Annotated in this window: 25 protein-coding genes, 1 tRNA gene and 1 pseudogene; 19 read left to right on the top strand and 8 right to left on the bottom strand. The window is 43.1% G+C overall.

The window, feature by feature from the left end; translation table 11 throughout:
• Positions 1-35: 35 nt before the first annotated feature.
• The 7 genes from EAI83_RS07695 (at position 36) to EAI83_RS07665 (ending at position 6,644) form a co-directional block, all read left to right on the top strand.
• Positions 36-848, top strand: a complete 813-nt coding sequence (locus EAI83_RS07695; RefSeq protein ID WP_022426069.1) for an FAD binding domain-containing protein — start codon at positions 36-38, stop codon at positions 846-848.
• Entirely contained in the window at positions 845-1,315 is a 471-nt protein-coding gene (locus EAI83_RS07690) for a (2Fe-2S)-binding protein (RefSeq protein WP_015524717.1), read from the top strand. Before EAI83_RS07695 ends, EAI83_RS07690 begins: the two co-directional genes overlap by 4 nt.
• Positions 1,312-3,606 (top strand): xanthine dehydrogenase family protein molybdopterin-binding subunit, encoded by a 2,295-nt coding sequence (locus EAI83_RS07685; protein ID WP_129974958.1) that lies wholly within the window; start codon positions 1,312-1,314, stop codon positions 3,604-3,606. The genes EAI83_RS07690 and EAI83_RS07685 overlap by 4 nt, the downstream gene beginning before the upstream one ends.
• Complete coding sequence (locus tag EAI83_RS07680) at positions 3,603-4,634, top strand: DUF6077 domain-containing protein (protein WP_021978179.1); 1,032 nt, start codon at positions 3,603-3,605, stop codon at positions 4,632-4,634. The genes EAI83_RS07685 and EAI83_RS07680 overlap by 4 nt, the downstream gene beginning before the upstream one ends.
• A gap of 9 nt (positions 4,635-4,643) precedes the next feature.
• Positions 4,644-5,417 (top strand): hypothetical protein, encoded by a 774-nt coding sequence (locus EAI83_RS07675; protein ID WP_118064115.1) that lies wholly within the window; start codon positions 4,644-4,646, stop codon positions 5,415-5,417.
• A 177-nt stretch (positions 5,418-5,594) separates the two neighbouring features.
• Positions 5,595-5,666, top strand: a tRNA-Arg gene (locus tag EAI83_RS07670).
• Positions 5,667-5,723: 57 nt separating this feature from the next.
• On the top strand, positions 5,724-6,644 hold the full coding sequence (locus EAI83_RS07665) for an SH3 domain-containing protein (RefSeq protein WP_243113460.1): 921 nt from the start codon (positions 5,724-5,726) through the stop codon (positions 6,642-6,644).
• A 65-nt stretch (positions 6,645-6,709) separates the two neighbouring features.
• On the opposite strand, the gene EAI83_RS07660 is transcribed toward EAI83_RS07665, so the two are convergent.
• Positions 6,710-7,246 carry an N-acetylmuramoyl-L-alanine amidase family protein gene (locus EAI83_RS07660; RefSeq protein WP_044961109.1) on the bottom strand — a complete coding sequence of 179 codons (537 nt, stop codon included), beginning with the start codon at positions 7,244-7,246 and terminating at the stop codon, positions 6,710-6,712.
• Positions 7,247-7,358: 112 nt separating this feature from the next.
• Between EAI83_RS07660 and EAI83_RS07655 the strand changes: the two are divergent.
• The 3 genes and pseudogenes from EAI83_RS07655 to metA form a co-directional block, all read left to right on the top strand.
• Positions 7,359-8,009, top strand: a pseudogene (locus EAI83_RS07655) (pseudouridine synthase); the annotation flags it as partial.
• An 85-nt stretch (positions 8,010-8,094) separates the two neighbouring features.
• Entirely contained in the window at positions 8,095-10,056 is a 1,962-nt protein-coding gene (ligA, locus tag EAI83_RS07650) for an NAD-dependent DNA ligase LigA (protein WP_022426064.1), read from the top strand.
• Between the two features lie 91 nt (positions 10,057-10,147).
• Positions 10,148-11,080, top strand: coding sequence for a homoserine O-acetyltransferase MetA (gene metA / locus EAI83_RS07645; protein ID WP_015524726.1), 933 nt, complete (start codon positions 10,148-10,150; stop codon positions 11,078-11,080).
• Positions 11,081-11,615: 535 nt separating this feature from the next.
• Here the strand turns inward: metA and EAI83_RS07640 are convergent.
• The 3 genes from EAI83_RS07640 to EAI83_RS07630 all read right to left on the bottom strand — a co-directional run bounded on the left by EAI83_RS07640 (position 11,616) and on the right by EAI83_RS07630 (position 13,048).
• A complete protein-coding gene (locus EAI83_RS07640; protein WP_022426063.1) occupies positions 11,616-12,242 on the bottom strand; it encodes a hypothetical protein in 627 nt (208 codons plus the stop codon).
• A gap of 14 nt (positions 12,243-12,256) precedes the next feature.
• Positions 12,257-12,598, bottom strand: a complete 342-nt coding sequence (locus tag EAI83_RS07635; RefSeq protein ID WP_442853634.1) for a BRO-N domain-containing protein — start codon at positions 12,596-12,598, stop codon at positions 12,257-12,259.
• 186 nt (positions 12,599-12,784) lie between these two features.
• A complete protein-coding gene (locus EAI83_RS07630; RefSeq protein WP_129974955.1) occupies positions 12,785-13,048 on the bottom strand; it encodes a DUF6809 family protein in 264 nt (87 codons plus the stop codon).
• 109 nt (positions 13,049-13,157) lie between these two features.
• On the opposite strand from EAI83_RS07630, the gene EAI83_RS07625 reads away from it, so the two are divergent.
• From EAI83_RS07625 to EAI83_RS07610, 4 genes are all read left to right on the top strand, one after another.
• A complete protein-coding gene (locus EAI83_RS07625; RefSeq protein ID WP_021650856.1) occupies positions 13,158-13,388 on the top strand; it encodes a helix-turn-helix domain-containing protein in 231 nt (76 codons plus the stop codon).
• A 475-nt stretch (positions 13,389-13,863) separates the two neighbouring features.
• A complete protein-coding gene (locus EAI83_RS07620; RefSeq protein ID WP_021650855.1) occupies positions 13,864-14,688 on the top strand; it encodes a hypothetical protein in 825 nt (274 codons plus the stop codon).
• A gap of 28 nt (positions 14,689-14,716) precedes the next feature.
• Positions 14,717-15,139, top strand: coding sequence for a hypothetical protein (locus tag EAI83_RS07615; protein ID WP_021650854.1), 423 nt, complete (start codon positions 14,717-14,719; stop codon positions 15,137-15,139).
• Positions 15,136-15,501 carry a hypothetical protein gene (locus EAI83_RS07610; protein ID WP_021650853.1) on the top strand — a complete coding sequence of 122 codons (366 nt, stop codon included), beginning with the start codon at positions 15,136-15,138 and terminating at the stop codon, positions 15,499-15,501. The genes EAI83_RS07615 and EAI83_RS07610 overlap by 4 nt, the downstream gene beginning before the upstream one ends.
• 858 nt (positions 15,502-16,359) lie before the next feature.
• On the opposite strand, the gene EAI83_RS07605 is transcribed toward EAI83_RS07610, so the two are convergent.
• From EAI83_RS07605 to EAI83_RS07590, 4 genes are all read right to left on the bottom strand, one after another.
• Positions 16,360-16,902: a Uma2 family endonuclease gene (locus EAI83_RS07605; protein WP_015525854.1), complete on the bottom strand. Its 543-nt coding sequence runs from the start codon at positions 16,900-16,902 to the stop codon at positions 16,360-16,362.
• 65 nt (positions 16,903-16,967) lie between these two features.
• Positions 16,968-17,675: a recombinase family protein gene (locus EAI83_RS07600; RefSeq protein ID WP_021650850.1), complete on the bottom strand. Its 708-nt coding sequence runs from the start codon at positions 17,673-17,675 to the stop codon at positions 16,968-16,970.
• A gap of 119 nt (positions 17,676-17,794) precedes the next feature.
• Entirely contained in the window at positions 17,795-18,010 is a 216-nt protein-coding gene (locus EAI83_RS07595; protein WP_015525856.1) for a hypothetical protein, read from the bottom strand.
• Positions 18,011-18,091: 81 nt separating this feature from the next.
• A complete protein-coding gene (locus EAI83_RS07590; RefSeq protein ID WP_129974953.1) occupies positions 18,092-18,301 on the bottom strand; it encodes a hypothetical protein in 210 nt (69 codons plus the stop codon).
• Positions 18,302-18,825: 524 nt separating this feature from the next.
• On the opposite strand from EAI83_RS07590, the gene EAI83_RS07585 reads away from it, so the two are divergent.
• The 5 genes from EAI83_RS07585 to EAI83_RS07565 all read left to right on the top strand — a co-directional run bounded on the left by EAI83_RS07585 (position 18,826) and on the right by EAI83_RS07565 (position 23,467).
• Entirely contained in the window at positions 18,826-19,641 is an 816-nt protein-coding gene (locus EAI83_RS07585) for a methyltetrahydrofolate cobalamin methyltransferase (RefSeq protein WP_021650848.1), read from the top strand.
• Between the two features lie 47 nt (positions 19,642-19,688).
• Positions 19,689-20,321, top strand: a complete 633-nt coding sequence (locus EAI83_RS07580) for a corrinoid protein (protein WP_015524728.1) — start codon at positions 19,689-19,691, stop codon at positions 20,319-20,321.
• A gap of 91 nt (positions 20,322-20,412) precedes the next feature.
• Entirely contained in the window at positions 20,413-22,113 is a 1,701-nt protein-coding gene (locus EAI83_RS07575) for an ASKHA domain-containing protein (protein ID WP_237971280.1), read from the top strand.
• Positions 22,114-22,129: 16 nt separating this feature from the next.
• Positions 22,130-22,669, top strand: coding sequence for a DUF2284 domain-containing protein (locus EAI83_RS07570; RefSeq protein ID WP_110102179.1), 540 nt, complete (start codon positions 22,130-22,132; stop codon positions 22,667-22,669).
• Between the two features lie 15 nt (positions 22,670-22,684).
• Positions 22,685-23,467 (top strand): arylamine N-acetyltransferase family protein, encoded by a 783-nt coding sequence (locus EAI83_RS07565; protein ID WP_021650844.1) that lies wholly within the window; start codon positions 22,685-22,687, stop codon positions 23,465-23,467.
• The last annotated feature ends 4 nt before the right edge of the window (positions 23,468-23,471 follow it).

The raw sequence follows: 23,471 nt of genomic DNA, 5'->3' as shown, positions 1-23,471 counted from the left end.
AAGAAAGAGAATGAGAATTCAGAAGGGAATAAAGTATGCTGAAGATAAAGAATTACGTAAAGGCAGAAAGCCTTGAACAGGCATATGAACTGAACCAGAAAAGAACAGCCTGTGTGCTGGGCGGTATGGTCTGGCTGAAAATGGGAAACCGGAACATCATGACAGCCATTGATCTGTCAGGTCTTGGGCTGGATACTATTACAGAAACAGAAGAAGCATTTGTGATCGGCTGTATGACACCACTTCATGCGCTGGAAACCCACAAAGAGCTGAATGCCTATACAAACAGTGCTATCCGTGAAAGTGTACGGCACATTGTGGGTGTGCAGTTTCGAAACTGTGCCACAGTGGGCGGAAGTATTTTCGGAAGATTCGGATTTTCCGATGTACTGACCATGTTTCTGGCACTGGATACCTGGGTGGAGCTGTACAATGGCGGAACTATTCCGCTGGCACAGTTTGCATCCATGGAAAAGGATAACGATATCCTGGTAAATATCATTGTAAAAAAACAGCCGCTGAACAGTGTGTACTTAAGTCAGCGGAACAATTCCACAGATTTTCCTGTGCTCACCTGTGCGGCCGCTCTTATTGACGGAAAAGCAAGAACTGTCATTGGGGCCAGACCCGGAAAAGCAATGATCGTGGAAGATGAAGAGGAAATCTTAAAAGATTTTGTACAGATGAATGCACAGCAGAAAAAGGATGCAGCAGCATCTTTTGCCGCATATGCAGCGGAACATGTTTCTACAGACAAGAACATGCGTGCTTCAAAAGAATACAGAAGTCTTCTTGTGAAAGTCCTTACAAGAAGAGCCTGGGAAGAGATCGGAGGGAGAGCAGAATGAATATCACTTTCTGGCTGAATGGTGTAAAACGGCAGGCAGAGGTACGTCCGGATGAACTGCTTCTGGATTTCCTGCGGAAAAACAGCTGTTACAGCGTAAAACGTGGCTGTGAGACTGCAAACTGTGGTCTCTGTACTGTGCTGATGGATGAACGTCCGGTACTGTCCTGCTCCATGCTGGCTGCCCGCGCAGACGGGAAACGGATCGTGACTCTGGAGGGAATGCAGGAGGAAGCAAAGGAATTCGGCGCTTTTATGGCAAATGAGGGAGCAGAGCAGTGTGGCTTCTGCAATCCGGGATTTATCATGAATGTATTTGCCATGTTAAAGGAACTGGAAGATCCCACAGAAGAGGATATCCTGGAGTATCTTTCCGGAAATCTGTGCCGTTGCTCGGGATTTGTGGGACAGACCAGAAGTATCCTGAAATTTCTCGACTATAAAAAAGGACAGGAGGAAGGAAAATGAAATACGTAAACAAGCCGGTGCCAAAAACAGATGCAATGTCGCTGGTAACCGGAAAACCGGTCTACACCGATGATCTCGCACCTTCTGACTGCCTGATCGTCAAGATCTTAAGAAGTCCTCATGCCAATGCCTGGGTGGAAGAGATCAAGACAGATGCTGCAAAGAAGATCGAGGGGATTGCCTGTGTTCTGACCTATGAGGATGTTTCCCACAAAAGATTTACCCTGGCCGGGCAGACAGCGCCGGAGATCAGTCCATGGGATCGCTATATCATAGATAAGCATGTGCGTTTTGTAGGGGATCCGGTTGCCATCGTAGCCGGTGAGACAGAAGAGGCAGTAGATAAAGCCTTGAAACGCATTAAGGTAAAATATCGTGTGGAGGAAGCAGTTCTGGATATCCACACAGCCAAGGATAATCCCATTCTGGTGCACCCGGAGGATGACTGGTATATGCCGATCCCGGTTGGCGGAGATAATAAGCGTAATCTCTGTTCCTCCAATGTAGAAGAAGTGGGTGATGTGGATGCCATGCTGGAAAAATGTGCGTATAAAGTAGACCAGGTTTACCACACAAAGGCAAATCAGCAGACCATGATGGAGACCTTCCGTACCTACTGTTATATGGACCATTTTCAGAGACTGACGGTGGTTTCTTCCACCCAGATCCCGTTTCATATCCGAAGGATCGTAGGAAATGCGCTGAACATTCCGTCTTCCAAAGTTCGTGTGATCAAGCCTCGTATCGGCGGGGGCTTTGGTGCAAAACAGTCTTCTGTCAGTGAGGTTTTCCCGGCACTGGTAACATGGGTTACCGGGCGTCCGTCCAAGATCGTTTTTTCCAGAAAGGAATCCATGATCGCGTCTTCTCCGCGTCATGAGATGGAAGTCCATATCCGTATGGGTGCAGACGAAAACGGTATTGTAAAGGCGATCGATCTTTATACTCTTTCCAACACCGGTGCCTATGGAGAGCATGGGCCTACAACCGTAGGACTTTCAGGCCATAAATCCATTGCGCTGTATCGTCATACGGAAGCCTACCGTTTTGCCTATGATGTTGTTTACACCAATATGCAGGCAGCTGGCGCTTATCGTGGCTATGGTGCCACACAGGGTATTTTTGCTGTGGAGTCCGCAGCAGATGAGCTGGCTCATAAGATGGGGATGGATCCGGTAAAATTCCGCGAGCTGAACATGCCTATGGAGGGAGAGGCACTTCCGGGATATCCGGATGTACCGATCAACGGCAGCTGTACCATGGATAAATGCCTCGCCCGTGCAAAGGAAATGATCGGATGGGATGAGAAATATCCGTTCCGTGATATGGGTAACGGCAAAGTACGGGGTGTCGGTATCGCTATGGCCATGCAGGGCTCATCTATTGCAGGGATCGATGTCGGTGGAGCAGACATTAAATTAAATGAGGATGGTTCCTATACCCTGGCACTTGGATGTTCTGATATGGGAACCGGCTGTGATACCATTCTTGCTCAGATGGCAGCAGACTGTCTGGATACAGATATGAAAAATATCGTGGTATTCAGTGTGGATACAGATATTTCTCCCTATGATTCCGGTTCTTATGCATCTTCCACAACCTATGCAACCGGAAATGCCGTGATCCAGGCTTGCGGAGAACTCAGAAAGAGAATCCACGCTTTTGGCGCACAGATGCTTGGAGTATCTGCAGAGGATTCTGATTTTGACGGAGAAAAAGTCCGCACAGAAGACGGAAAAGAGGTAACGCTGCAGCAGATCGCAGGAAAAGCGACCTGTGGAGTCTGCAGTGAGCTTCAGGTTGTAAAAGAATATTCTTCTCCGATCTCTCCGCCACCGTTTATGGTAGGTGCCGCTGAAGTGGAGGTCGATAAAGAGACCGGACAGATCGATGTCATTGATTATGTGGGCGTGATCGACTGTGGAACTCCGATCAATCCAAATCTTGCCAGAGTGCAGGCAGAAGGCGGTATCGGTCAGGGAATCGGAATGGTTCTGTATGAGGATGTGCAGTATACAGATAAGGGAAAGATCCGTAACAATTCTTTTATGCAGTATAAGATCCCCAACCGTATGGATATTCCGAAGGTGCGGATCGAGTTTGAGAGCAGCTACGAGAAGACAGGTCCTTTTGGTGCAAAATCCATTGGTGAACTTGTGATCGATACACCTTGTCCGGCTATTGCCAATGCGGTTTATAATGCAACAGGTGTACGTGTCAGAGAGCTCCCGATCACTCCGGAAAAAGTTGCGATGGGAATTCTTGAGCAGGAAGCCGGAGAGAAGAAATGAATATGGTGATCAAATGTCTGCTGGCAGCTTTATGGCTGCTGGCAGTTCCGTGGGCGGCCGGAGGGGTAGTTCTCTGTAAAAGTAAAAAAAGTTCGATGGGAATGAACCTTCTTGCAGGATATCTTATGATGTTTTCCTTTGCAGAGATTTTGGCGCTGGCGGCAATCTGGGCTAAACTGCCATTGCATGTCCTGAAATACAGTCTTGCCGCTGTAATGGCATCAGCTGCTGTTTTGGGGATTGTCCTGGCACTGGTAAAACGGAATGGTTTTACGGGAAATGGTGAGAAGACGGGCAAAATGTCTTTTTATTTTGTTGTAGCTGCAATACTGATCTTACTCCAGCTTGTGGCTGCTTCATTTTTGGCTCATATGGATGCGGATGACGCTTTTTATGTGGCAACAGCTACAACATCTGTCCATACGGATACCGTTTTTTCCATTAATCCGTATACCGGATATTCCTATACACGATTACCAAGCAGGTATGTTTTGTCGCCGTTTCCGATATTTCTTGCAGTGATCAGTTCTCTTGTAGGACTTCATCCGGCAATTGTGGCGCATGTGATATTTCCTGTAGTCTTTATTTTTATGGCATATCTGGTTCTGTATCAGTATGCGAAACGGTGGTTTCCGGAGGATGAACATGCGAGGGGGATCTTTATGATCTTTTGTGCGGTACTGATCTGGTTTTCGGCATATTCCGTTTATAATTCTGAGAATTTTCAGATGATCCGTATCTGGCAGGGAAAAGCATGCCTGGCATCGGTTTTTCTACCTCTGCTTCTATATCTTGGCATAGGTATCATTCTGGAAAAAGAACAGGAATATTCATGGCTGCTGCTTTTACTGGCAGATATTTCTTGCTGCCTCCTTTCTTCCATGGGAATTATTCTGGCCTGTATGATGCTGGTGATCCTTCTGATCATGGGACTGGTACGGTTTCACAGTCTGCAGAAAGCAGCATGTACGGCTTTGTGCTGTCTGCCGTCGCTGCTTCTTGGACTTGTGTATATTATGATCCGATAGGAGAAAATAATGAAAGAAATAATTGCATGGACAGTTAATGTGTGGAGGATGTACTGGGGAAATGGCTGGATACCGTATCTTCTGGCTCTTGGCGGAGCATGTGCACTGATTTTTGGGAAAAAGAAAAAAAACAGTCTCAGTCTGGTTTTATATTCCGTTTTTCTTCTGGTATTGTTTTTCTGTCCGTTTTCCGGACGGGTGATTATGAAATGTATAGGAAAAATCGTGTACTGGCGTGTTTTGTGGCTTTTACCTACGGTTCCGCTGATCGCAGGCGGTTTTACAGAGCTTGTCCGAAGAAGTCGCAACCGGATCGTGCAGGTGATCCTGGTGCTGGTTTTGACAGGAGTTATTGCTGCTTCTGGGACCGGAATGATAAAAGCAGGAAATTTCGAAAGAGTTTATAACCGCCAGCAGGTACCGGATCAGATCGCAATGATCTGTAACCGGATCAATGAGGACAGAGAAGGAAAGGAAGTGCGGATCGCCGCAGATGAATATACGGCATCCTATATCCGGGTGTATGATCCTTCCCTGAAAATGGCCTACGGACGCAGAGGGGATGGTGCTGTAGGTAAGAAGGCAAGAGTTCTGTATAAACAGATCACTTCGGAAGTCCCCGATGGAAAAAAGACTTCCAGCCTGGCAGATGCCGTTCACTGTACATATGTGGTGATGGTACCTCCGGATGAAAATTTTGTTCTGGATATGGTGGCCGGCGGCTACCAGGTTCTGGATACGGTAAGTCCGTATTATATATTTTCGTGTGATAAATATAAATGAATATGTTTCTGGTACAGTTTACTTCAGAATCTGTACCGGAAATAATATGAAATGTGTGATGAATGTACACTGTTTAAAAAAATCTTTACAATTTTATGTTTATGTGCTACAATCAAAGACAGTGTAAGCCAACTTTGATAATTTCATACCTGATTTAGAAGTTATGTTTTTCATTATGCACCTGTAGCTCAGTGGATAGAGCAGTGGTTTCCGGTACCATGTGCGGGGGTTCGATTCCCTTCAGGTGTGTTACCCGGAACAGTGGGAATTGTTCCGGCGTGTTGTTATGATAAGGAGGACAAGAACTTGGATGATTTCAGAGAATGGTTATCAGATAACCTTCGCTATTTTATGTTAGGCGGAGCCATTCTGGTGATCGTGCTTGTTCTGATCTTTGGCGTCCGCGCCTGTGTTGGAGGTAAGAAGGGGAATTCCAATAAAGATCAGACAACAGCCCAAAGTAACCAGGAAAATGATCCTTCTTCTCCGGCAAATGATGGGGAGACAGACGAGAAGAAAGACGCCAGTTCCGCGGCAGATACGGATGCGGAGACAACCATGGAAAAAGCCAGCACGGAAGTAACCGAGCTGATTCAGAGCTATTATAAAGCTTTTGGGGAAAAAGACATTGCAACACTTAAGACGATTGAGGACGGATTTACGCCGGCTGACGAGTCGCAGATTAATTCAAGGGATTATATTGATGGGTATGAGGTACAGAATGTTTACGCTAAGAAGGGACTGACGGACGATTCGTATGTCGTTTATGTAGTCTTTAATTATATCTGTACTGGAATTGAGACTCCGGTTCCGGCACTGAGCCAGTTTTATGTGGAGACGGGCAGTGACGGCAATCTGAAGATCAAAGGTGGTGCTGATGACGATGCAGATATCAGTGCCTATGTGAAAAAACTGGAATCTGAGAAGGATGTGCAGGAGCTTATCACAAAGGTAAAGACGGACTATGAAGTTGCGCAGGAGAGTGATCCCTCTCTGGCAGAATTCCTTCAGGGCCTTGGTGAAGATGCCAGTGCTTCCGCAGATGCAGGAACAATGCTTACAGTTACAGAGGATTGTAATGTTCGTGCTTCCGCAGATTCAGAGGGTGAGGTTATCGGTGGTTTTTCTGCAGGAACGGAAGTTGAAAAGAAAGGGCAGGAAGGCGACTGGATACAGGTTGATTATGATGGACAGACCGGTTATGTCTATAGTGGTCTGTTAGAATAATAAGGGTTAATAAAATGCAGGTTCCGGAAGAACCTGCATTTTTGTTGCCCTGATATAACGAAAGATCATTTTTTGAGTGAACCGTCTGCTGCCAATGAGTATTTTTTTCCATTTACGGTGATGGTTCCGGTCTGCATGATTCCGTCTTCGTCCAGATAATAACGTTTTTTGCCTAGGGTGATCCAGCCGGTCTGCATGATTCCGTCCTTGTTGAAATAATAACGATGACCATCTGTGTCGGTAAGCCATCCGGTATAGGCGGTTCCGTCAACCATAAATTTCCAGTTGGTGCCATCCGGTGTCCAGACTCCGTTTTCTGCCTCCGGCGAAACCTTTTCTGTTTCGGGAATCTCTGTGGAAACAGGAGACGGTGTGGCGGAAGGTGAGGGAGCGCCGGAAGATATCGATGCATCTGTATGGTGATCGCGATCTGAACTTGGTTCAATAGTCGAAATATCGCTGGTATTTATGGAAACTACGGAAGTACTGCTGCTTTCAAAAGGACCGGCCGATGACTGGGTAAAGAGAATACCGCAGATCAGACACAGGAAAACAGCGACAAAGATCAGCAGCCGGTTCATACGTGGAGTATGCTCTGACATGTTTTTCCTCCTGATATTTAAGTATATTTCTGTTTATCATACAATAATGAGAAAGAAAATACAAGAAAAATAACCGGTTGCGAACACGTGGGAAAAAATATATAATAGAACAATGGACGAAAAAATCAGAATCAATAAATATTTAAGCGATATAGGAGTCTGCTCAAGAAGAGAGGCAGACCGACTGACAGAAGCGGGGAGAGTTACTGCTAATGGAGAACTGGTTTCCACAGGAATGAAGATCCTTCCGGATGCGGAGATCTGTATTGACGGAAAGCCTGTAAAAAAACAGGAAAAAAAGATCCTGCTTCTTTTTCATAAACCAAAAGGTATTGTCTGCAGCACCAGACAACAGCGGAATGAGATGACAGTAACAGAATATCTGGATTATCCGGTGCGGATCTATCCCATAGGACGGCTGGATAAAGATTCCGAAGGACTGCTTCTCCTTACCAATGAAGGAGATCTGGTGAACCGTATCATGAAGGCGGGGAACTACCATGAAAAGGAATATCAGGTGACCGTGAATAAACCGGTGACAGAAGAATTTATCCGTGGTATGGGCGGCGGAGTGCCGATCCTTGATACGGTCACACGTCCCTGCAAGGTTACAAAAACAGGGAAAAACAGTTTTCGTATCATCCTTACCCAGGGTCTGAACCGCCAGATCCGTCGTATGTGTGAATATTTCGGATATAAAGTCGTAACACTGAAACGTGTTCGGATCATGAATCTGTATATTAATGGCCTGGAAGAGGGGAAATATCGTGAGATCCGGCCGGAAGAACGAAAAGAACTGGAGGAGATGCTTTCCTCCGAAAAATCAGAAAAAAGGACGGGAGGAAGCCATGAACGAATCATCCATAAAAAAAATGAAGGAGCTGGGAGAAAAGCTCCGGGAAGCGTCCAGGGCCTATTATCAGGAAGACAGGGAGATCATGTCCAACGTGGAGTACGACGCCCTGTACGACACTCTGAGCGCACTGGAGAAAGAAACAGGGATCGTTCTGGCAGACAGTCCAACCGTTAATGTAGGATATGAGGCAGTGGAGCAGCTCCCCAAGGAGGAACATGAGAGACCGATGCTGTCTCTGGATAAGACCAAAGAGAGAGAAGCTTTGAGAGAGTTTATCGGGGAACATCCTACACTTTTATCCTGGAAGCTGGATGGCTTAACGATCGTGCTTACCTATGAAAACGGAGAGCTTATAAAGGCAGTTACCAGAGGAAATGGTATTGTGGGAGAGGTTATTACCAATAATGCCAGAGTATTTAAGAACATACCTCTGAAAATTTCTTTTAAAGGGAGACTGGTACTTCGCGGAGAAGCCATCATTACCTATTCGGATTTTGAAAAGATCAACGAAACTATCGGAGATGCAGATGCCAAATACAAAAATCCCAGAAATCTCTGCAGTGGTTCTGTCCGCCAGCTGAATAACGAAATTACAGCGAAGAGAAACGTTCGGTTTTATGCTTTTTCTTTAGTGAGTGCGGAAGGCGTAGATTTCCGGAATTCCAGGGAGGTGCAGTTCCGGTGGCTGAATGAACAGGGCTTTGAGGTTGTGGAATATCGAAAAGTCACAGCTGAAACTCTGGATGAAGCGATGGATTACTTTGCGGAAGCAGTTACGACCAATGATTTTCCGTCAGATGGGCTTGTGGCATTGTATGATGATATTGCTTACGGAGAATCTCTGGGAACTACGGCCAAGTTTCCAAGGAACGCCATGGCATTTAAATGGGCCGATGAGATGCGTGATACGAGACTTCTGGAGATTGAGTGGAGCCCGTCCAGGACCGGACTGATCAATCCGGTAGCAATTTTTGAGCCGGTGGAACTGGAAGGAACCACAGTGAGCAGGGCCAGTGTGCATAACATCAGTATCATGAAGGAACTGAAGCTGGGGATTGGAGATACCATTCGTGTATACAAAGCAAATATGATCATTCCTCAGATCGCGGAAAATCTGACCGGAAGCGGTAATGCACCGATCCCGCATACCTGCCCGGCCTGCGGACAGGAAACGGTAGTGAAGAAAGAAAACGATGTGGAATGTCTTTTCTGCGTCAATCCGGAGTGCCCGGCCAAGAAAATCAAATCCTTTGGGCTTTTTACAAGCAGGGATGCCATGAATATCGACGGACTTTCCGAGGCAACACTGGAGAAATTTATTGCCAGGGGATTTATCCATGACTTTGGCGATATTTTTGAGATCAGCCGGTATAAAGATGAGATCGTGGAAATGGAAGGCTTTGGGCAGAAATCCTATGATAATCTTATGGAAAGTCTGGAACGGGCGAAAGAGACTACACTTCCAAGAGTGATCTACAGTCTTGGGATCGCAAATATCGGTCTGGCTAATGCAAAAGTGATCTGCCGCCATTTTGACAATGATCTGGACAGGATACGTCATGCCAGTCTGGAAGAGGTCAGTGATATTGATACCATCGGGCCGGTCATTGCCGGAAATCTGGTAGCTTATTTTAGGGATGAGGATAATGATCGCCGCCTGGATCATCTGATGAGCTTTCTTCATATTCAGGAGGACAGTCCCAAACAGGAACAGATCTTTGAAGGAATGAATTTTGTGATCACAGGAAGTCTGGTGCACTTTGAAAATCGAAGTGAGGCCAAAGAGCTGATCGAATCCCTGGGAGGCAAGGTTACCGGTTCAGTTACCAAAAAGACCAATTATCTGATCAATAACGACATCCAGTCCAATTCATCCAAAAACAAAAAGGCAAGAGAACTGGGGATTCCGATCCTTTCAGAAGAAGATTTTCGGAAACTTGCCGGAGTGCAGTAAAGGCCGTACAGACTGGAGATACTTTTTATCTGAAGAAAAAAGCCGAGCGGCTCCTTTATAAGAGACGCTTTATATATAAGGAGGGCAAACAATGCCGATCAAAACACAGGGGGATCTTCCGGTAAAGGAGATCCTGGAGAGAGAAAATATATTTGTAATGGACGAAAAACGTGCCATGCACCAGGATATCCGTCCGATCCATATTCTGATCCTGAATCTGATGCCGCTGAAAGAAGAAACAGAGCTGCAGCTTCTGCGTTCTCTTTCCAATACACCGCTGCAGGTGGATGTGACATTTATGGCTGTGGAGAGCCATGAAGCCAAGAATACATCTCTCAGCCATCTGAACAAGTTTTATGAAACATTCACCGATATAAAGAAACGTAAATTTGATGGAATGATCATCACAGGAGCACCGGTGGAGCAGATGCCTTTTGAGGAAGTGGATTACTGGAATGAGCTGACTGAGATCATGGATTGGACTGAGAAGCATGTGACTTCCACGATCTTTCTCTGTTGGGCAGCGCAGGCCAGTCTTTATCATTTTTATGGCCTGGAGAAAAAACCTCTGGATAAGAAAATGTTCGGACTTTTCCAGCACAGGGTACTGAACCGTAAGATCCCTCTGGTCCGGGGCTTTGATGATGTATTTCTTGCGCCGCATTCCAGACACACAGAAGTTCCTATTGCAGATATCCATGCATGCAAAGACCTTACGGTCCTGGCGGAAAGCGAAGAGGCTGGTCTGTTCCTTGCAATGGCAGAGGGAGGACGTAAAATCTTTGTTATGGGACATCCGGAATACGACCGCGTGACTTTGGATGGCGAATATAAGAGAGACCTTGCCAAGGGTCTGCCTATTGAAATCCCGAAGAACTATTACAAAGATGACGATCCAAACAACAAACCACTCCTTACCTGGAGGGCCCATGCCAACAACCTGTATACGAACTGGTTGAATTATTACGTATACCAGAGTACTCCGTATGACCTGTACGGGACACCGGATTTCAGGGAAATTTAAGGAATATGAAACCCGCATGGTTGAGCCATTTCCCGAGATTTGACACAAAAAAGTCCGAGGGCGAATAACTTCACGTAAGTTACCGTAATTTCACGTAAGTTTTTACAAAAATGGGGTAAAAATGGCGTAAAGAACAAGAAAAAATGGCGTAGAGAAAATCCTACATATACGATGGAACCTTTTCAGCAAATAACCCATCTGTCGTAGTATATGAGAGACGAATTTCAAGGCTCATGATAAGTCGAGACTGTAGAGGTACAGTTTGCGGACAAGTCATGAGCCTTTTTTTACTTTTTATTCTGAACTTTTATGCCAAATTTTCATATCGTTTATCTGTTATTTATCCAGTATTCACATCTTCACCGGGACTTGCATATATAGCTGCCCTGTGAGTACGTATTTGATCTGTAAAGGGATTGAAAGCGTTAAGACGAGGATTTGTTCGCTTGAAAAATAAAAACGGATTATAGGACGAATTACAAGGCCGAAAAAAGAGCAGATCCCCGATTTAGGAATCTGCCCCTCTATGAAAAGACTAAAGAGAGTTCTTTTTATTTACAGTTTGTTTGATATTGGTAATAATGAAGCCGTTTTTGTTATTGGCTTTTTTTAAATATATTTTGTATGTTCCCATATACCCATAGTTTTTCTTGGTCATCCAATTATAAAAGTAAAGATTATATGTTACTTCGTATGTCTTGGAACCTGTTTTCATGATCTTTTTTACGACACCATTTGGAGAATCTTCGCCCCAGTTACCGCCAGTATAAACAATCTTACCATTCTTATTACAAAGCAAGTAAGAAGGATTTCTAGGGATACCATATTTTGTAAATTTCGTAAATTTTACGGTAGAAGTATTGAAGTAAAGCTTCAGTTGTGGCTGAATTTTTTTCTTTACGTAAGAAATATTTTTCTCCCACAAATTGTAATTTTTCATAGTTACCATGGTTGTTCTGGCGTAATCATCGAATTTGAAATATTGCCTTCTACCACAACAGTAAGCAAAATAACTGTCAAATCCTTCTAACATCTTAGTAACCGATTTGCGGTATGTTTTTGTTACGTCTTTTCTGGTGGCTGCTGATGCTGAGATCGGGAGTGAGAAGATCATGATAACAGACAAAAGAATGATAAGTGATTTTTTGAGCTTCTTTTTCATAGATGTTTCCTCCTTCAATGATTCTTGATATCATAAGAATACTGCAAATGATGAAGGAGAACAAGGTAAAAATAATTTTCTAAGTATCCACCATGTTTCCGGATACACGGCAATACCTCAGATGTTACCCAGCGTTTGAAACGTTTTGCAGATTCAAGTTTACTGCTGAGGATGAGAGAATAGAGACCGGATTCATTGATAATGGTCATTTTCTGGATTCCAGAGGGGGTGTCGTGATTCACGACGCCCTTATCTTCGACATCCACATGACGACTTAATGCATCTCTTGTATTACTATATCCCAACGCCATTGCCACATCTTTTCCCACGAACCAAGGTTCTCCATCTTTCTCAATGCAGCGCAGATTTCCGAATTCTGGATGATTAAAGATTTCGCACTGGGAAGTGGAAGAAGGGGTACAAAAACCAGATACCTGAATTAGGTATAAGGTTTTATATAATTTGCGTACCCTGCCACCAAATTTACTTATTGACCTGCACCGTCGATTTGACAGGTCAGCTTTTTATATATTATAGCATACTTACACATCTTTCCCAAACACCTCACACATCATCTTCACTCCAAGACAGAAGCCGTTTCTGAAATTCTGCTCCAACTCGTCTGTCAGAAGATTAAGGTTCTCATTCATGACCTGATCCAGAGCGGCCGCCTGATCTTCTGTGAGTTGTTCTTTAAGAACATGATAACCATGTAAAGCCTGATCCTTATGTATACGGTACTTGTCCAGGGTGTCCAGTGTGGCTGCACTTACATGTGAGTTGTAAAGCTGATCTATGATATCCATAATGCTATATTCCTCTCTAATACGATTGTTTCTATCTAGTGACAATAATATCATGTTTTCCAGATATACTCAATACAAAAGTTACTAATTAGTCACAGGAGTATATCTTATGCAGTGGATTTTACAGGACGTTCCAATAGGTAGAAATATCCAGAACATACGGATGAAAAAGAACATGACACAGGCTGAAGTCGTAGGTCAGTTACAGTTGATGGGAAGCAGTATGTCCAGAAGTACACTTGCTAATATTGAATCGGGCAGAAGAAACATAAAAGCCAGTGATCTTAAAGCATTGCAGAAATTATTTGCTGTAGACTATGAGGAATTTTTTGAGGACTAAGAGGATAAAATCTTATCTCATAGAACAAAATGAACTAAAAATATCAATACTGATATCTGGTAATAATTACCGAAAATTACGATCCGTTTTTAGACTAATTGCTGAAATATATAAATTTTCTTTACAACTTCAACTAACGGTGCTATGGTTAAAATGATTACAGAAGAAATGTGCTGTAAGCGTACCTTACAAAGTCTTGGAAAATAATTAGTAAATGTATATTCCTTCTTTGCGCTCGTTGAGAAGGTAGTGTATATGCCATGCGGGATATGCCACGTTGAGGATTATTATGCCATGTCATATAGAAGAACACCGCTTGCTAAGGTAAGCAAAAGTAAAAATAAAGTGATTGTTTGATACACAGGTATAGTGTATCTTTTTTTTACACCAAAAAATAAATTCAGAATATTTTTGAAATTAAAATCAGAAAGCACATACAGGACTACTAATACAAAAGGAAGGGAGGTAAACACTTATGATTATGAGTTTTAAAGATGCACAGAATTATAAGGAGTATGCAGATTCTACGGACGACCTGATTAAAAAGTGTGAGGATATTGTTAATAATCTTACTCCTGAAGAGGCAAATGCAAAATGTAATTGTATTATTCAGTTCGGTGATCGTATAATAACAAATAAAGAACATTACGAAGACTATGTGCGATATGTAAAAGATGCTGTAAAAGGAGCAAAACGCCAAACGGAAAGTATGAAAAATTATTATGAACGTTACAGCGTCCCTAAAGCATATATAGAGCTTGAAGAGATGAAGTATATTTATAATCAAATTTGTACTAAATCAGGAACTCCTCCACAGATGGAACAGTTAATAAGAAACACGTATGAGGAGTTTAAATATAGGAACAGTCCTAGTTTGCGAAGGAAGAAAGAAGAGGAAGAACGCAGAATAAAGCAGATGCAGGAGGATGTTAAGAAATATACCAGCCCGGACGAACCAACGGTTGGTTATGCTGAATTAATGAGACGCAAGGCAGCTGCAAATCCTCCTAAGACTTCTTTATCTCAGGATGAGATTAGACGTTTTGATATGATGAGTGAAGAATGGCTGGTGAAATGGTGTCATTTCTCATATAACTGGTATTGGGTTGTACCATGTCTGCTATTATGTATTGTGGCCAACGGAGGACTGATTGCTGCAATCGGATTAATTGTGTTTATGATATGTGGCGAGATATACTCCATGAGAGTACAGGAATACTGCGGCGTGATCTTGCCATGGTACCGGGATTCTGGAAAAACATTGGAGAAGAGGATCATTAATAAGTACATTAAGAAGTAAAAGTAATATAACAAGGGGAGAGAATAATATGGGGAAAATGTCATTTACAGAACTTCAAGAGGAAATATATACTGAAGAACTGAAAAAAATTGAAAAAGAAAGTAATGATTATTACAGTGAATATTTATCTTTAAAGCATAAAGAAGATAGTTATATAGATTGGTATATAACTGTTTCGAATGAATGTATGGATGATGTTCAAAAGAATTCACTTAATAAATATAAACTAATAAAAATGTTAGATAATATGTCTGTGGAAAATGTTGAGAATGGAGAGTTTAAAAATCTGTTAAAATTACATCAAAAAGTAAAGAATACTTTGCAAAAAAAAATAGAAGCTATAGAACATTATGAGAACATGATTGATCTCAACATTCTCCAATTAACAAGAAGGATTACATCACAAAATAGTATGTTAAAAAATATATATGGCAGTACAAAAAAGCAATGAGTGACTTTGAGCATTCGGATAAAGACTATTTATTTTTAGATACTAATATAGGATATCTTATTATTATGAGAAATTTTATAAATTTGAGAGAATGGGAACGTTCAGGAGTTTTAATAACAAATCTAAAAAATTATACGATTACAAATGAAACTGATACAGGTGGTGTTGCTGAAGAATGTTATAGGTTGTATCGAGAGAATCCAGATTGTGAAAAAAGAATATATACCATTATTTCACCAAATGATATATGTAAAAAACTTGACCCCGTCCCATTTCATAAAGTATATCTTTTACATGCTCAAACACAATTTGAATCTTATGGAAGAACAAAAAGTTTTTTAATTATAGGAATGATGATGTGAACATATTTCCAATTTTCCCAGCAATCACACCGATTATTCCGATTGTTACCCTCAAAATTTTTGTCGGTTAGTCTATCGGAAAATCCGTTAAAACACTCAGTTTATTCGTCCTGAGTGGTGTAAAATTCGATCACTGGAATTGAACAGAATCGACCAGAAAATCACCGGAAAGAGCAAACGGCAGCAGGTTGTATTAAGCTTAAGTTATCGTGCAGCTGTTGTTGCTCCGGTAAGGTCGATTCAGAGAGGATGAAAAGAAGGTCAGATCTGTAGAAAGTGCAGGGAAGATCTAGGAGAAATAGCTGTACTAAGTGTGAGATGGAGCTGCGGTGGAGCCGGGACGGAGTTGTGGTGGTGAGAGGACGGATCGGGTTGGATGGTTGGAGTAAAATCTGAGGACTGGAAGATAGAAGAATCCAAGATGAATATTGTTAAATCGGGGCCGAGTTGGATCTGGCAGGTGAGCGGAATGAGATGTGCCTGGTTGGTGATGGATCGGTGGGATTGACAAACTCTTAACATGTGAGCGGGTGTTCATATGTATACATCCACAGAATATGAGTACGATAACCAATTTTTTGAGCTACCATTTGAGCAGAAGATTACAGTATTATTCCTCACTGTAAGTAATTTCTGCTGCCAGATACAAGCTTTTTCAGACTGGATCACATTATCCTTCTACGATCAGGACGGATTAGTATGATCCAGAAATATCCCATATGCAGCTTGTAGCAATTCAAAATTTCATCAGAGATATAATAAAAAAGTTGGCGATTCCCTATATAGAGCAAGGGTTTACGCCAACTTTTCTTCTTCAGAAAAGCTTCAATTTTTGAGCATGGTCAGCACATGACTATGTTAAAAACTTAACACATTAAAATCAATCAGCAGATCATTATAGATTCCAGCCTTAACAGAATCCGTAAAGGAATACTCGTCCATTGTTGATTGTTCAAAATTGTATACAATAATTCTGCTCTTGTCAGGATCAACAATCCAATATTCTTTTACACCTGCCGTTCTGTACTTAAAGAGCTTGGTATAATAATCCATCCGTTTACTTGCAGGAGAAACGATCTCTATAATCCAGTCAGGAGCACCATTGCAGCCCTTATCATTCAGCTTGTTTGGATCACAGATAACAGAGATATCCGGTTCAACATATGTGTTCGTGGATTCATCCAGATAAACTGCAAACGGGGCAGCATAAACTTGGCACTGTCCCTGATGATCTTCAATGTAACGATCAATAATACTGGTGAGCCTTGTTGAAATCCGTTGATGCTTGCGACTAGGCGGAGCCATGTAATAAATCTGTCCGTCAATCAGTTCGGCACGTTCTCCCTCTGGAAGTGCATATATATCTTCTATAGTATAAGTATTTTCTTTGAGTAATGGCATATTTCACACTCCCTTCTTAATAAGTCATGTCCCTGTTCTCATTATAACGGATTGCAGCAAAACATTCAACGCTGATTCGTTTGCTCTATCATCTCAGAGAGCAGTTCCTTCTTATATTTATAGAATGTCTTTCTGGTAATCCCGGCCTGAGTAATGGTTTCCAGATCGTTGAGTGATCCGCCGAACGTTTTGTTATGCTTCAGGATGATTTCTTTTGCTGCTATAGATTTCTTCGTTACAAGCTTTGAACCGGAAGCCTGTCCGATCTGTTTACCAGAAAGTCTTGCTGTCTGCATTCCTTCTTTAGTACGTTGCCTGAGATCCTGAACCTCTTTTTCTGACTGTTCAAAAGCAAGCCGGATCTGTTCTTTGGCAAGCAGGAGCAAATATTTATTGATCCCTTCCAGAATACAGTCAATGTCGGTCCCTGTTGTTGGGATGCCACCTTGCAGCGCACTTTTATAGGTCTCTGTGTTTATGTGTGGTTCCTTCAGGAATACAAGATTAATTCCTTTGCTGAAAAGATCCTCATACATGGTAAAACCTTCTTCTGCATCACGGGACATTCTGGAAACCGAATCAAAGATAATGGTATCACCTGCGTTGAGCTTTTTCAGGAGTTTTTCAAATTCTCTTCGTCCCTGAAATTTCGTTCCGGTAAAAACTTCTCGGATGATCTCAGACTGTGGATATGCAGCAAGGATATTCCTGATCTGCCTTTCAATGCTTTGCTGTGGTGTGCTGATTCTTGCGTAACCAAAATATCTGTTCATGATGTTCCCTTCCTGTAGTAAATTTAAGGCTCCCTTAAAATGACACTGTAATAAGACTGCCTTGGAGCCTGAAATGGTAATGGTTTTACTACTTTTTGCATACTACCTTACTTTTACTACTAATTTGTCAGCAGATGTTTACGGAATTTATGCCATGCACGGTTATAAACCTGTCGAGCTGTTTCTGTTGGCTTCGCTTCCTGTTCAGCCTGAGAAATGATCTGGTCAATGGTTGGCTCCGGTATACAGAAATCAATCATCAGCTTTCTGAGATCTTTTTTCCAGATGGGACAAGCTGTATAAGGTCTGTTTTCCGCAAGTATGTAGTTCCTCATAATTGATACCGCCTTTCTGATAGATTCTATTGCCTTGGAAATCCTGCTGCCAGAGAGTGAACCCGGCAGCAGGAGAGAAGATTATAATTCTTTCAATGGGATGCTGATATCTTTGCATACAAACTCATAGGTGCTTTTTCTCTGAACACTGATAAGAGCAGTATCTTTCTGAGCGTCAGGATCAAGTGCAATGTGAATAATATAATTGTATGGTCTGCTGATAAAAGGATCTCCGGTTTCGTTTTCTTTGCGTTCCAGTATCAAAAGAAGATCATCAACAAATGTATTCATGCGTGACTGTTTGCTCCATGGCACACGTTCTGAGACCTGCAAGATTACATTCCATGTATCTTCCGCCATAACGATTGCCCCGAATTGCTCCATGTCACCGACAAGAGTTCTTACAACCTCGATTTTCTTAGTTTCTGTATTATAGTGTTTCCAACTCATAGTGTAGTAGGAAGAAAACATGAATTAATATGGTAATGGCTTTTCTAATTGGACTCGGAGTGGCTTTTTCTGTTGGACTCAGATTGGTTGTTTCTGCTGGTCTTAGGTTGGCTGTTTCAAGCGGACTTTAACACTGAAAAACATTCCTACAAAATGTAGGAATAAATGCAATGTTTATGGTATGAAATGCGGCTGGTCTTTTGCATTTATTTTGATACAATCATTATATAAAAGACATGGAACTGAAATAAGAATTCTTGGTTACTGTTCATTGGTAATATTCTGCGTAGCGTGTTACTGAGAACGGAATGGACAGTAACAATTCTTGATGCAGGCCAGAATATGTTAACGGGAGGATAAATAGTATGATAATCATAGGTGAAAAAATCAATGGATCCATCCCCTCTGTGGCGGAGGCGATCGCAAACAGAGATGCAGAATTCATCAAGCAGCGGGCACTTGCTCAGGCAAACTCAGGAGCAAGCTATATCGATTGTTGCGCATCTGTTCCGGAAGCAGAAGAAGTAGAAACCTTGAAATGGATGATCGACTGTATTCAGGAAGTGACAGATCTTCCGATTTCCGTAGACAGTCCCAGCGCAGATGTTCTTACAGAAGCTTACAAATTCTGCAGAAAACCGGGTATTTTTAACTCTGTATCCGGTGAAGGGGATAAGATCGATAAGATTTTTCCTCTTATGGCACAGCCTGAAAATAAAGGGTGGCAGGTTATCGCACTTCTAAGCGATGATACAGGTATCCCCAAAAGTGCGGAAGACAGGCTGAAGGTATTTGACAAGATCATGGCAAAAGCGAAAGAGTACGGAATTTCACCGGATCGTATCCATATTGATCCATTGGTTGAGATGCTCTGTACATCTGAAGATGGTATTGCGATGAACGTGGAAGTAATTTCAAGTGTCCGTAAACAGTATCCAATGATCCACATTACAGCGGCGATCAGCAACATTTCCTTCAATCTGCCGGTACGTAAGCTTATCAATTTCGGATTTGTGGTACTTGCAATGAATGCCGGCCTTGACAGTGCGATCATGGATCCTACAAACAGAGATATGCTTGGACTTGTATATGCAACAGAGGCATTGCTTGGTCTGGATGATTACTGTATGGAATACATCGGAGCATACAGAGAAGGTCTGATCGGACCTGTAAAAAAATAAATAAAACGCATATGCGGAATGCGGATAAAAAGCGGAGGTGTTTGATTATGTCAAAAATCACAGAAGTAGCAGAATTGGTAGAAAAAGGAAAAGCAAAACTTGTAGGTGCAGCTGTACAGTCAGCTCTTGATGAAGGCTGTGAGGCAACAGAGATTCTTAACAGCATGATCGATGCAATGGCTGTTGTAGGTGAAAGATTTAAGAACGGAGAAATCTTTGTTCCGGAAATGCTGGTAGCAGCCCGTGCAATGAAAAAGGGTGTTGAGGTTCTGAAACCACATCTTGCATCCGGCGCTACAGGAAGTATGGGAAAACTTATCATCGCTACTGTAGCAGGAGATCTTCATGATATCGGAAAGAATCTTGTTGCGATGATGATCGAAAGTGCCGGCTTTGAAGTTATTGATCTCGGTGTTGATGTACCTGCATCGAAGGTTATTGAATGTTACAAAGAAAATCCGGATGTTAAGGTAATTGCACTTTCAGCGCTGCTCACAACTACAATGCCGGCTCTGAAAGATACAGTTGCAGCACTTAATGCGGAAGATTTCAGAAGCAATGTTAAGATCATGGTTGGAGGAGCACCGATCACGAAGGAGTTTGCAGATGAGATCGGCGCAGATGGATATTCAGAAGATGCAGCAAGCGCAGCAGTTCTTGCAAAAGCTTTGGCAGCATAAGGGAAAATAAAACGGGCCGCTCTGTATTGTCTGTGCATGGCATAGACGGCAGAGCGGCTTTTGCTTTACAGTGACCATCGGAGGGATGAAAATGTACCGAATAAAATTTATCAGGGAGGAAAAGGAGATCCTGGTGGAACCGGGTACCAGGATCCTTGAGGCGGAAAGAAAAGCAAAGCTGGTTCCTGATGCACCCTGCGGAGGCCGGGGAAAGTGCGGGAAATGTCGTGTTAAAATAGAAGATCACATGGTGCTTGCATGTCAGACGGAAATCCATAGTGACCTTGAAGTAGATACATTGTCCGGATGCCAGGAAGAGGAGATCCTTACAGAAGGAATGCAGAGACCGGTTGCGTTCAGGCCTGATCTGAAACAGAAAAAAGTGATTCTTAAGAAACCGGAGACAGGAGACAACCGCTCTGAATGGGAGCGGCTGACAGAACAGCTGGATGTGGAAAAACCTGTTCTGCCTGATACTGAAATTGCATCGAAGCTTTACGGCTGCAGAAAAGAAGCAGAAGAATGGTATGTGATCTGTGCAGGAAATGAGATCCTGGATATCAGCAGAGAAGAGAAAAAAATCTGTTTTGCGGCTTTTGATATAGGTACCACGACGGTGGTCGGCTATCTTATGGATGCATTGACCGGGAAGCAGCTGGCTCTCAAGAGCAGAATGAACCCACAGACTCAGTATGGCGCAGATGTGATCATGCGGGCGGATCATGCTCTGGAGCATGGCGTAGAGCAGCTGACCGGCTGCATACGGAATGCGGTTGATGAAATGCTCCAGGAACTGGCAGAGGAAGCAGGAAGAAGCACATTAGATATCTGTCAGGTATCTGTGGTAGGAAATACCTGCATGCATCATCTTTTTCTTGGGATTTCTCCGGCATCGCTGGTCCATGCACCGTATAATCCGGCGATCAGTCAGGGGCTTACACTGAATGCAGAGCAATATGGGCTCCATATCCACAGAAAGGGGCAGCTGCTTATGCTGCCTGATATAGCCGGGTATGTAGGGGCAGATACCTGTGGCTGCATTTTGGCGCTCAGACAGGATCAGCAGAACGAGATCAGCCTTATGATCGATATTGGAACGAACGGGGAGATGGTCCTTGGAAATAAAACGAGATTAGCCTGCTGTTCAACAGCTGCCGGTCCGGCATTTGAAGGTGCAAAGATCGAGTGCGGGATGCGCGGAGGAGCAGGAGCAGTAGATCATGTAGTATACAAAGATGGAAAATGGGAATACACGACTATAGGAAATAAGGCTCCGGCAGGCTTATGCGGTTCAGGTCTGATCGATCTTGTGGCACAGCTGTACCTGGCTGGCTTTATTGATGAAAGTGGTCATCTGGAAAGCGGCCAGGAAAAGGCGGGAGTGTTTGTGCTGGTACCTCCGGAAAAGTCGGGAAATGACAGGGGCGTTTATCTGACACAGAAGGATATCGGAGAGGTGCAGCTGGCAAAAGCGGCTATCGCAGCAGGAATTTTTCTTCTTATGAAAAGACTGGAGATCACAGAAAAGGATATTAAACGGGTCTATCTTGCCGGTGCATTCGGCAATTACATGAATCCGGAAAGTGCGGCGGCGATCGGGATGTTCCCGGCTGAGCTGCTGCCCAGGATACAGCCGGTGGGAAATGCGGCAGGCGAAGGTGCCAGGATCGCACTCCTGAATGAAGAGGAAAGAAAAGAAATGGATCGAACTGTCAAAAATATGGATTTTGTGGAGCTGGCAGCTTCGCCGGAGTTCCAGGACTGTTTTGTGGATGGCTTATGCTTTCCGTAATGCGAGGAGAATGGATATGCTTAATATAAAAGAACTGGAAGAGATGGGAAAAAAGGCAGGATTTTCTTATGTAGCACTTCTGAAGAGCGATTCGATCCAGCTTATGCCGGAGGTAAGGGAAATGTGCAAAAATAATACCTGCCATATGTATGCAAAACGCTGGAGCTGTCCTCCCGGATGCGGAGATCTTGAAGTATGCAGAAAAAAGATAGAAAAGTACAGGGAAGGCATTATTGTCCAGACAGTGGGGAAACTGGAGGATCCTTTGGACGGAGAGACGATGATGGAGACCGAAGCGGTTCATAAACAGAATTTTTATGAATTTGAAAAAATGCTCAGAGAAAGATGGCCGGGCATGCTCCCCATAGGGGCTGGGTGCTGTACAAAATGTAAAACGTGTACATATCCGGATGCTCCATGCCGTTTCCCCGAACAGGCATTTTCTTCGATGGAAGCCTATGGAATGCTGGTAACACAGGTATGCCAGGCAAATGGTCTGGAATACTATTATGGTCCCTGTACGATCGCCTATACCAGCTGTTATCTTCTTGAATAGAACAGGAGTGAAAAAATGAATGACAGAGAACGGGAGGCATATCTGAACAGGATCGGATATGAGGGTGAATTAAGAACAGATAAAAAATGTCTGGAAAAGATAATGGACCTTCATCTTTGCAGTATTCCCTTTGAAAATCTGGAAGTTTTTGACGAGGGAAGGATTCCTTCTCTGAGGTCGGAAGATATTTATGAGAAGATCATTGTCAGAAAACGAGGCGGATATTGCTTTGAGCTGAATAAATTGTTTTATGAGCTTCTGAAAGCTTTGGATTTCCGTGTGATCCCTGTGGCGGTAAGGATATTGTGGAACCGGGAAGAGCTTCCGCCGGTCCTGCACCGGGCAACCCTTGTTATTTTTGAGGAAGGAAGCTATTACTGTGATGTAGGATACGGAGGTCCCGGACCCAAGAAGCCGGTTCTTATGAAGGATGGTATCCACAGAGAAAAAAACGGATGGTACCGTGTTAACATGAAGCCGGGAAATACAAACGGAGAGATACTTGTTGAACGAAGGAAAGAAGAAAAATATCTGCCAATACTCAGATTTTCACAGACTCCTACAGTAGAAGCAGATTTTGAACTGCTGAATTTCTATTGTGCAAAATCTCCAGATGTATTAATTACCAGAAAAAGAGTGGTGAGCATCTGCAGACCGGAAGGAAGTGTTGCGCTGACCGGGGATGTTCTTACAATCCAGAAGGAAGATGGATCCATTGAAACGAAAATAAGCGATTCGGAAGAAACCATCAGGCTATGGATGGAACATTATTTCGGATTGGAGTTTTTACAGATATAAGCAG

The organism is Blautia sp. aa_0143, assembly GCF_004167315.1.
Lineage (GTDB): Bacteria > Bacillota > Clostridia > Lachnospirales > Lachnospiraceae > Blautia_A > Blautia_A fusiformis.
Note: the sequence above shows the minus strand (reverse complement) of the source record. Positions and strands in the feature narration are given on the sequence as shown.